At 61.5% G+C, this 9949-nt stretch carries 9 protein-coding genes; 1 reads left to right on the forward strand and 8 read right to left on the reverse strand.

Annotation, left to right across the window (positions count from 1 at the left end):
* Positions 1–12 precede the first annotated feature (12 nt).
* Positions 13–3333 carry an RHS repeat-associated core domain-containing protein gene (locus AAGW05_RS00105; protein WP_411802428.1) on the reverse strand — a complete coding sequence of 1107 codons (3321 nt, stop codon included), beginning with the start codon at positions 3331–3333 and terminating at the stop codon, positions 13–15.
* 559 nt (positions 3334–3892) lie between these two features.
* Between AAGW05_RS00105 and AAGW05_RS00110 the strand changes: the two genes are divergently transcribed.
* On the forward strand, positions 3893–4480 hold the full coding sequence (locus AAGW05_RS00110) for a recombinase family protein (protein ID WP_411802838.1): 588 nt from the start codon (positions 3893–3895) through the stop codon (positions 4478–4480).
* Between the two features lie 632 nt (positions 4481–5112).
* Here AAGW05_RS00110 and AAGW05_RS00115 read toward each other — a convergent pair.
* The 7 genes from AAGW05_RS00115 to AAGW05_RS00145 all read right to left on the reverse strand — a co-directional run bounded on the left by AAGW05_RS00115 (position 5113) and on the right by AAGW05_RS00145 (position 9887).
* A complete protein-coding gene (locus AAGW05_RS00115) occupies positions 5113–5625 on the reverse strand; it encodes a hypothetical protein (protein WP_411802429.1) in 513 nt (170 codons plus the stop codon).
* A gap of 3 nt (positions 5626–5628) precedes the next feature.
* Complete coding sequence (locus AAGW05_RS00120; protein WP_411802430.1) at positions 5629–5856, reverse strand: hypothetical protein; 228 nt, start codon at positions 5854–5856, stop codon at positions 5629–5631.
* Between the two features lie 53 nt (positions 5857–5909).
* Positions 5910–6305 (reverse strand): hypothetical protein, encoded by a 396-nt coding sequence (locus tag AAGW05_RS00125; protein WP_411802431.1) that lies wholly within the window; start codon positions 6303–6305, stop codon positions 5910–5912.
* A gap of 134 nt (positions 6306–6439) precedes the next feature.
* Positions 6440–7177, reverse strand: a complete 738-nt coding sequence (locus AAGW05_RS00130) for an amino acid ABC transporter ATP-binding protein (protein ID WP_411802432.1) — start codon at positions 7175–7177, stop codon at positions 6440–6442.
* 3 nt (positions 7178–7180) lie between these two features.
* Positions 7181–7939 (reverse strand): amino acid ABC transporter permease, encoded by a 759-nt coding sequence (locus AAGW05_RS00135; RefSeq protein ID WP_411802433.1) that lies wholly within the window; start codon positions 7937–7939, stop codon positions 7181–7183.
* Between the two features lie 10 nt (positions 7940–7949).
* A complete protein-coding gene (locus AAGW05_RS00140) occupies positions 7950–8882 on the reverse strand; it encodes an ABC transporter substrate-binding protein (protein WP_411802839.1) in 933 nt (310 codons plus the stop codon).
* A gap of 315 nt (positions 8883–9197) precedes the next feature.
* Entirely contained in the window at positions 9198–9887 is a 690-nt protein-coding gene (locus tag AAGW05_RS00145; RefSeq protein WP_411802434.1) for a 3'-5' exonuclease, read from the reverse strand.
* Positions 9888–9949 lie beyond the last annotated feature (62 nt).

The raw sequence follows: 9949 nt of genomic DNA on the forward strand, positions 1-9949 counted from the left end.
CGTCCCTCCTGCTCAGCCACCACAGACACCGCCCAACGACAGGAGCAGCCCAGTATCAACTCCGACGAGTCCGCCTATCACCCCTCCAATGGCGATTCCGGCGGGAACTCCAACTTCTGCTGCAGGACCAGTTAGCAACCCCGCCAGTAGTCCAACACCACCGCCGAGTATTACGCCAATGCCTCCAAGCCCGGCGGCCAATGACACGGTCTGATTCAGAGTACAAGTCCCGAGTGGGTCTGTGAGGTTGAGTGGGTTGTTGTTGGCGTAGGTGTAGCGGTTGGCGTTGGCGGGGTTGAGTGGTTGGTCGAGGGTGTCTTGTTGGGTGAAGCGTCCGGTGGTGGGGTTGTAGTAGCGGGCCCCGTATTTGATCCAGCCGGTGGTGCGGTCTTGGGTGCCTTGTTTGAAGAGGTAGGGGTTTTGGGGGACGCCGTTGCCGCCTGCGGTTTGGGTCAGGGCGGGGACCCCGTAGGGGTCGTAAGTGTAGGTGAAGCCGGGGTAGCCGGCGGTGGTGATGACGCTGATCGGGTTGCCGGTGCCGTCGTTGACGTACAGGGATTGCAGGCCGGAGCTGGTGCGGAGCATGAGGGGTTCGCCGGTGACGGGGTCGTGTTCGATGTAGGCGGTGTTCGCGTTTTCGTGGACTTGTTCAATGATCGGTTGGCCCTGGGTATCAGCGCGCCCGTAGGTGTAGGAGTAGGTGGCGGTGGGGGTGGTTTGGGCCAGGAGCTCGTTCTGGGAGGCGCCGGCGTAGCTGTAGGTGTAGGTGGTGCCGGCCTTGGTGGTGGTGGCGAGTTGCGAGGCGCCGTTGTAGGAGTAGGTGCCGTTGGGGTCTTTGGTGAGGTTTCCTGTGCCGTCGTACACATAGCCGGTGGTGGTGATTTGGTTGCCGGCGTTGACGGTGAAGGACTGGTTGGTGGTGGTCGCCCCGGTCGTGGCGGCGGTGAGCCGGTTCCCCCGCACATCGTACGTGTACGTGTAGGTGATGGCCGGGGTGGTCCCGCCGGTGGTGGCGGCTTTCGTGAGCCGGTTCGCCCCGTCGTAGCTGTAGGCGGTCACGGAGCCGGTGAGGTTGTCCTTGGCCCATTGAATATTCGCCCGATCCGCACTGGCCGTTATCGGGCAGGTCGGTGGGGTGGAGCCGGCGGCGTGGCAATAAGAAATGTCCAGGACGGTGGTGTTGGAGGTGTTTCCGGTGCCCTGTTGTGCAATGGTGCGGGAGACTCGCCCGGTGGTGTCGTAGTCGGTGTGGGTATGTGCGGTCCAGGTGGTGTGGGCGGGGTTGGTTTGTAGCCAGGTATCGGTGCGCCGACCCTGGTCATCGGTGGCGAATCCCAGCGTCCCGGCGTTCGGGGTGCCACCGAGGTTTTGCAGGTATGTCAGCGAGGTGGGTGTCCCGGAGGTGTCGTAGGCGTAGGTGGTGGTGCCCCGGGTGTCGGTGGTCGAGGCCAGATTCGATCCCAGGTCATAGGCGTAGCTGATGGTGCCACCTCCTGCAGTGTTGACCCGGGAGGTCAGCCTTCCCAGCTGGTCATAGGTGTAGGTCGTCGTCCCAGCCCCGTCGGTACGGGTCAGGGTTTGCCCGTTTTCGTTATACGTGTAGGAGATGGTCGGGGTGGTGTCGGAGAAGCGGGTCCCGGCCAGCCGTCCCACGCCGTCGTAGGTGTAGGTCAGGGTGGTTCCGGCCCCGGTGGTCTGGGTGGCTAGCCGGCCCCATTGGTCGTAGGTCCGGGATTGGGTGGTCAGGGAGGACCCGGTGACCGGGGTGACGGTGGTCAGTTCGTGGTTGCTGTTATAGCCATAAACGGTCTTGTTGCTCCCGTTGCCGGGCGCCAGAGCCGTCGCGACGGTCCCGTCCGTGTTGTAGCTCAGGGTTGCTGTCGCGGCCAGGGAATCGGAGGACGTCAGCGGGTTCCCGGTCCCGTCAAAAGTAAACAGGGACGTGTCCCCGGCATCACTGGTCGATGAGGTTGGTAAATATTTGGTCGAGGCGGCCGTGTTGCCGTACGCGAACTGTGCGGTAGCCCCGCCAGGGGCTTGGGTTTGGGTCAGGGACTGGCCGGTATTCGCCCCGTAGCTGTTGGTCGTGGTCCCGGCGGTGGTGCCGGTGCCCTGCGTCGCGGTCAGGGTGTCGAAGTCCGCGGTGTAGGTCGCGGCGCGGGCCCTGCCCATCGAGTCGGTGGCCGCTAACACCCGGCCCGTGGTGGAGAGCGTGTAGGTGGTGTGGGGTCCGGTCGCGACAGCCACGGACTGGTTCGTATTCGGACCCGCCAACAAAGTCTGGGAACTGGAGGGGTAGCTCAGGCGGGTGATGGAATTCCCCGGCGAACCGGTACTGGTGTTGATTTGTTCGATCTGGGTGACCCGGCCGGTGCTGTCGTAGCTGAGGTTCGTCACCCCACCGGCAGGCGAGGTAACTTGGGTGACCCGGCCGCTGGTGTAGGCGAAGGTGGTGGTTTTCCCGGCCAGGTCCGTGAACCCGGTCAGGTTCTGGGAGGCGTCGTGGGCGAAGGACACGGACCGTGAGAAGGTCCCGGAGGTTTGAGAGATCGCATTCAACAACCCGCTGGTGGAGTCATAGCCAAGGTTCGCGACCCGCGCCCCGGCCACACCCCTCGTTGAGGTCACAACACGGGCTCTTCCGGAGGTCCAGGTAATCGCGGTCGCGTTACTGTTCCGGTCGGTGACCTTCGTGGCCTTCCCGTCCGTATCGAAGGTCACCACCGACGCGGACGTGCGCGAGGTCAACACCCAGCCCGTCGAGCCGGTCTTCACCAGATCCGCTTTCACCCCAGCCGGGGACGTATACGCCGTCGTCGACCCGGTCACGGGGGTGAACAGGGCAGAATACCCATCCCCGGAAGTAAACACCACACCCGCCGAAGTTTGCGAGAGAGACCCGCCCGTACCGGCGGCCAGGGTCCAGCGGGGAGCCACCAACCCCGACGTGCCGGTGTCGGCCGAGAGGGAATTGAAGCTCATCCCCAACCCCACAGTGCTGCCAATCCCAGGCAAAGAAAGGGCGCTCACACCCAGGGACAGGTTGCCGGTACCGACATCGATCGAGCCGCTGACTTGGTCACTGACCTGCACCGGGAGCCGGGTCGCGCCCGGCCGGGCACCCAACAACCCCAACGTCGATACATCGCCCGTGGGGAGTGCCGCGAAAGAGGGGGACGCGACGCCCACACCCACCGCGAACACCAAACCGGTGGTCAGGGCCCCGGCCACCGACTTCCGCCCCACTGCACCCCACCCGAAGCGTGAAACCGTTGAATAGCTGTGCTCTTGACCGTCAACCGACAAACGTTGGCGCGCAGTTTTCATAGACATCGTCGTCCCCCAAACCGAAGCGAAAGTAATGGGCCATGTCTATCCCTGTTCCGGAAAGAAAACAAGGGCAACGAACCAAATAAGTTACTTGAAAGTATAAATTCGACCCGAAAAGGCCTCCCGGGGCAGACATGTGTGGGTGGAATTGCTGGCCTTCCCGCTATCGGCCGTCGATGGTTGGTGGTGGCTCGCAACCGCCGGCAGGTCCAGTTCAGAATGCGCTATCTCGGGGATCAGTTAGTCCATAATCGTCCCGCAAACCGGGTCGGAGACCGACCCGTGGATTCATGCACGCGCTCGAGTCGAAAAATCTCACCATGGCAGTTTCAGAAGGAAAAATCGGGGGCGAGTTTGACGCACGACCTGCAGATTCAGTGTCCCTCAAGCGTGTCCCGTATAAGCATTTGAAATCGTCCCGCAAGCCGGTCCTCCACCGGACACACCAGCCGCTGGCCTGCTGCTTTGCTCATGAGGGCCCATGAAGTGTCCGTATAGGGTGTACGGTGAACTGTCCGGTGATGGGGCCCTATGTGAGACACTGATCTACTTGCCTAAGATCATGGTCGGCTACGCCCGCGTATCCACGGAAGAGCAAGACCTCACCGCCCAGCGTGACGCCCTGGTAACCCTCGGCGTTGAACCGCAACGCGTCTATATTGATCACGGATTTACCGGCAGAAACAAGAACCGCGCCGGACTTCGCGAAGCCCTCGCCGCGTGCCGGGCCGGAGACACGTTCGTCGTTACCAAACTCGACCGCCTGGCCCGGTCCGTGAGGGATGCCCACGAAATAGCCGGCGACCTCGCCAGCCGTGAAATAAAGCTCAGCATCGGTGGCTCCATCCATGACCCCACCGAACCCATGGGCAAACTACTATTCAACGTCCTGGCAATGATCGCTGAGTTCGAAGCCGACCTCATCAGCATGCGCACCCGCGAAGGAATGAAGGTCGCCAAGGCCAACGGCCGACTCCGGGGAAAAGAGCCAAAACTCACCGTGAAACAAGAAGCCCACCTCCTGGAACTGCACGAAGCAGGGAAATACACCATGACCGAAATGGCCGAACTATTCTCCATCAGCCGATCCACCATCTACCGGGCCGTAGAACGCGGACAACGCAGGGCAGCCGAACCACTACGCTCCTGAGAATTGTGCAGTCAACTTCTCACGGAGCCCACCCATCACGAAGCCAAACTAAGCAGCGGCGGCGCCGTCCGCGATCCCACGGACCCCGACGGCCAGTTCCACCGTTCAAAGCCAGAGTCAGCATCGACACAGCCTAAACGTGGCTTTCCGTACCGATTCTCCTCAGACCCCGCTGCTGCACCCCGGCATGGACGTCCTCTACGACCGGCGCTTGTGCATGCCCGTCTCGGCCCGGCCCTTCGAAACCTGGGGCTCGCTGGGGGCCGCCTCGCGATGGTGTGGGGAACCAGCGCCGTGGGCAGGCCGGCTGACGGCTGCGCATGGTGGTTGCTCTTCGGGTTGCGGCAGGGCGGGTTGTGGGAGCTACGGATTAGCCGAGGCGACAAGCGACAGCATGTCCCGGCAGAGCTGGTGCCGAGATGTTTAACCGGGGCTGTGGCCGCCGTGGTAGGCGGCAAGGTGCGCGCCAACTGCTTGCGGGTGAAATTGAACCTTGCCCTGACAAAGCGCAGCCCCCGGGCGGGACAGGGATGACAGCTGAGCAGCGTCAGGCTGGAATAGAGTTCCGGCTCCCGTTTAAGGGCCAGACCGGAAACTGTTCCGGCGAACGAATTTCCCCCCACGTGGGCAGGTCAGCCGAGTGAGTGCAGCACTGCCACCAGGTCATTGACGAAGAGATCGTAACCATCGTGCGGCTGTTCCGGATCGAGATTTTCGGGACCGGCGGCAGCGGATTGGTATTGTCCTGCGAGGTCGTAGCTGAGCGTGAAGAACCCGGCCCGGGCCGGAATCGGCATCATCAGCACGAAGTCTTCCTTGGAGCCGGCGGCGCCGGGGGGTGCCGCAACACCTAGGGCTTCGGCGTCGTGTGAGGTGCCCGACCCACCCGGCCGGGACTCGTCATCGTCCGCCCGGTCGGCCTGTGAATCCACGGCATCACCTCCGGTTCGCATCGGGACCGGCCACGCAAGCTCGGCTGGCGCGGTCACGTACGTTAGAAAGGATTCTAGGCGCCGATAGGCCTCCTGGGATTCGGGATAGCGGAAGTTTTGCTGCCAGGGGCGTTCGGTGTTGCTCCGCTCCCAGCCGTAAACGGGGGAATCGACGGGAACGCCGTGCGCATCGAGGCTTTTGACGAGATTCATGGTTCAGCGGTAGAAAAAGTCCCGCTCCCATGCGGTCAGGGAGACGGTTGGACACCTCGAATCCAGCCATTCAATGGGCGACTTATAGCCGGCCGCCTCACGCAACGTGTGGTGGCGGTGTGCTTCGTTCTTCCTGTTGCCGTCAGCGTCTGGATGCCCGTGGGGGAGCAGCATGGGGATGAAGGTTAGGCTCGCGACAAATCCCTTGTCGAAGAAGACGGAGAAGTCCACGACGCTGCAATGCTGCACCAGTCCCCGAAGCTGGTCGGCCGAAACGATGGGATTCAGCCCGTAGTGCGAGGCGAGTTCCGCGCGGAACGTGGCAGCCGTGATGAGTGCCGAAATCCGGCCGTCCGCCTGGCGCAGTACTTTCTCAGCGACGCCTTGTCGCGAGAGGTCCATCCGCCGCCGTGGAAATAGACATAGACGGGCAGGGATCCGGGATTGCTGTCATTGGGAACAATGACGTCAAGCCTGTCGGGGCGGATTCGGTCGCCCACGAAATCAATGTCATGGAAATAGCGGACGTCCTCGATGGGATTGGCATTGAAGCGCTCAAGTTCGCCCTTGCTGAGAGGGTGCATGAGGAGCCGCCACGTCGACACGGGAACGCGGACCAGGACACCGCGGACCCGCGAGCCATGGGCAAACATGCCCGGGGTTGGCTCCTGTTGAACCATGGTTCCAGGGTATGCCCGGGCACTGGGAAGCGACTGGGAAAGCTAAAAAAACGGACCCGCAGCAGTGGTCGAAAAGTCGCGATTTCGCGGTGATTTTCGACGACTACTGCGGGTCGGTTTCGGCAGGCCGGAGACTAAAGGACGTCCGAGAGGAAGCCCTTCAGGCGGTCCGTTTTCGGTTCAGTGAACAGCTGATCCGGCGGTCCGGTCTCCACGACGACTCCGCCATCCATGAACGTGACGGTGTCCGAGACATTGCGGGAGAAACCCATCTCGTGTGTGACGACAACCATGGTCATGCCGCCCTTTGACAGGTCGGTCATGAGGGCAAGGACGCCCTTGACGAGTTCAGGATCCAGTGCCGAGGTGGCCTCGTCAAAGAACATGACCTCAGGTTCCATGGCCAGCGCCCGGGCAATTGCCACACGCTGCTGCTGGCCGCCTGACAGGTTGCCCGGACGGGCGTCCGCCTTGTGCTTCAGGCCCACCAGGTCCAACTGCTCCAGGGCCTTGGAGCGTGCCTGGTCCTTGGGCATCTTGCGGATCTTGTGCAGCGCGAGCGAAACATTCTCCGCGACTGTCTTGTGCGGGAACAGGTTGAACTGCTGGAAGACCATGCCAATGCGGCGGCGCAACTCGTCAGGGTTATCCTTCAAGACCGATGTGCCATCGAGAAGGATGTCGCCCTGATCGGGTTCGATCAGCCGGTTCATGACGCGCAGCAGGGTTGACTTGCCCGAACCCGAGGGGCCGATCACGGATGCCGTGGTGCCTGTGGGCACGTTAAGGTCGATGCCGCGCAGCACCTTGTTGGTGCCGAAGGCGAGGTGGATGTTGGTTGCGGTCAGGGAGCCTGACTTGAATTCACTCATGGGTTAAGCTCCCTTTCCAACCATTGCGGCCGCTTCATCGGGCTCGATCTTGACCGGCTTTCCATCACGCATGCGCTTGTCCATGAAGTTCACCAGGTGGGTCAGCGGGATGGTCAGGATCAGGTATAGCACACCGGCGGCGATCAGGGGAGACATATTCCCCGAGTTGGCTGCCGAGTCGTTGGCGACTCGATAGATTTCACGCTGCGTGGCGGTAACACCCAGTAGGTAGACCAGTGAGGACTCCTTGATCAAGGCGATCAACTGATTCACCAGAGCGGGAAGAACCCTTCGGATACCCTGCGGGATAACCACCAGAAGCATGGCTGAGCCGTAGCTAAAACCGAGGGCCCGAGTCGCCTCCAGCTGTCCCCTGTCAACACTTTGAATGCCGGAACGGAAGATCTCACCGATGTAGGCTGCCGCCATCAATGTCAGTGCAAGAATGGCCAGCGGGAAGGGGTTGGTAATGCCCGTTGCCTGACGAAGAATGGGCCCAAGACCAATGCCGATGATGACGATGACGAGGATCGCTGGAAGCCCACGGAAAATATCCGTGTAGACCCGTGATATCCACCGCAACGCTGCGTTGCGTGAGATTCCCATGACGGCCAGTACCAAACCGAAAAAGCAGCCGAGGACGGCCGATGATGCGGCCAGGATCAAAGTGTTGGGCAAACCGACTGTGAGCATTTGAGGGACAACTTGCCCCATGGCCTGCCAGTCAAAGAATGTTTTAAGGAACTGCTGGAGTACGTCCATAGGTTATGCCTTAGGAGATCTTTGCGGCCTTGGACCCGGGGGTCCAATCCTTAGGCATTTCGCGCTCCGGGTACCATTCCTTGGACAGTTTGGCCCAGGTGCCGTCGTTCACAACAGCATCCAAACCGGAGTTCAGGGCGTCGATGAGCGGCTTGTTGCCGGAGTTAACGGCGTAGGCCACGAAGTTCTGCGTATTGATGATCGACTCAACAATTGCCGTACCGTCGCCGTCTTTGACCTGACCTGATGCCTGCTGCGAAGGAGCAACCCAGGCGTCAATCTGGCCGGTCTTCAAATTGGCGTAGAGCGAGTTGTAGTCGGCGAAACGAACAGGCTCCAGATGCAGCGTATTGGTGACATAGTCGTCCTGAACTGAGCCTTGCACGACACCAACACGCAGATCCTTGTTGAGGTTAGCGAAACCCTTGACCGCGGAGTCTTTCTTGGCCACAACGGCCATGTAGCCGAAGTCATAGCCGTTGGTGAATCCAACATTTACGCGGCGCTTATCGGTCGTGGAGATTGAGGACGATCCGACGTCGAACGTCTTGTTCTGGACCTGGGCGAGCAGGCCAGAGAAGTCGGTGGACTTGAATTCAACCTTCAGGCCCAGCTTGTCAGCAACGGCGCGCAGCAGTTCATTGTCGAAACCGGTGAACTTACCGTTCTTGTCTAGGAAGATGTTCGGCGGGGCGTCTGAGAGGGTGCCGACGGTGATGGTGCCCGGAACGATCAGGCCCAGGTCGGCCTTGTTGATCTTGTCCAGGGGAATGACGTCAGCGGTGGTGTACTTGTCCAGTGAAACCCGGTCGCTGCCGGCCAGTGCATCCGTCGGCTTGTCCGAGCTGGTGGCGCCAGTGCCGCCGCCGCAAGCCGCGAGGGAGAACGCAAGTGCAACGGCAACCGGGACGGTTGTGAGCCACTTCAGGGCTGATTTCTTCATCAAACATTCACTTTCATTGCAGGTGCCCAGCCCGAAAGGACGGCTTGGGAGGGAAGTCAGTGGAGTGTGGGGAGGCGGAAGAAATTCCCAGGAATTTCTTAGCAGAACTCAACCAACAAAACTAAATTATGTCATCCGCTCCCAAAATATGGCGGGTGCGAATTTATGCGCGGCCAAATGCCCATTCGACCAAAGAAGGTGCGAAAAATGGTCATCCTTGACATGGTCCAGCCGTCTCCGGCGTTTGGACGCTGCACGACTGACGCGGCCGGCTTGGCTGGACGCGAAAATTCCGCCGTGTGATTTGGATCATAACTATTCGGGCAGTACCGGCCAGTCTCCCTCGATGACGGCTGCCGGATCCTTGACACGGCGCAGGTACGACTGGAAGTCGGCTGCCTGGTCCCTGGCCCACCCGACCTGTGCGGCGTGAAGTTCCGTGACGTCCATCCGCAGCGCGCTGTACTTGGCGGCCAGCGCATCGGCCAACCGAAGGGTGGCCTCAGCATCCGCCGCTGAGGTGTGCGCGTCCTCGAGCTTGATGCCGTATTCCTCGCACAGGGCGATGAGCGTGCGGCTGCCCTTCCGGAAGCGGTCCACCTGCTTGTTGCAGATGAACGGGTCAATGACGGGCGCGGCGGTGATCTGGTTCAGGCTGTGCCGGCGGGCCTCGAAGGCCAGGACGGTGAAGTCGTAGCTGGCGTTGAAGGCAATGACTGGGATGTTGTTGGCGAACAACGTGGCCAAAACGGCGCCAACCTCCGCGGTGACCTCATCGGAGGGGCGGCCGTGCTCGCGTGCGTGGGCGGTGCTGACACCGTGGATTGCGGCTGCTTCCTCCGGGATCTCGATCCCCGGATCGGCCAGCCACTCGTAGGTTTCGGCCACGGCCCCGGCCTCGTCAACCATCACGATGGACGCCGTCACGATGCGGGCCGTGCGGGGGTCCTTGCCCGTAGTTTCCAGGTCAAATGCGGCACGGGGGTGCATGCTCCAGCTAGTCATGCCACTAACGCTACCGGCTGCCATGGACATTGCAGCACCGGGCGGCCGCGGCGAACTAGGCT

This window comes from Arthrobacter sp. LAPM80 (genome assembly GCF_046736435.1).
GTDB lineage: Bacteria > Actinomycetota > Actinomycetes > Actinomycetales > Micrococcaceae > Specibacter.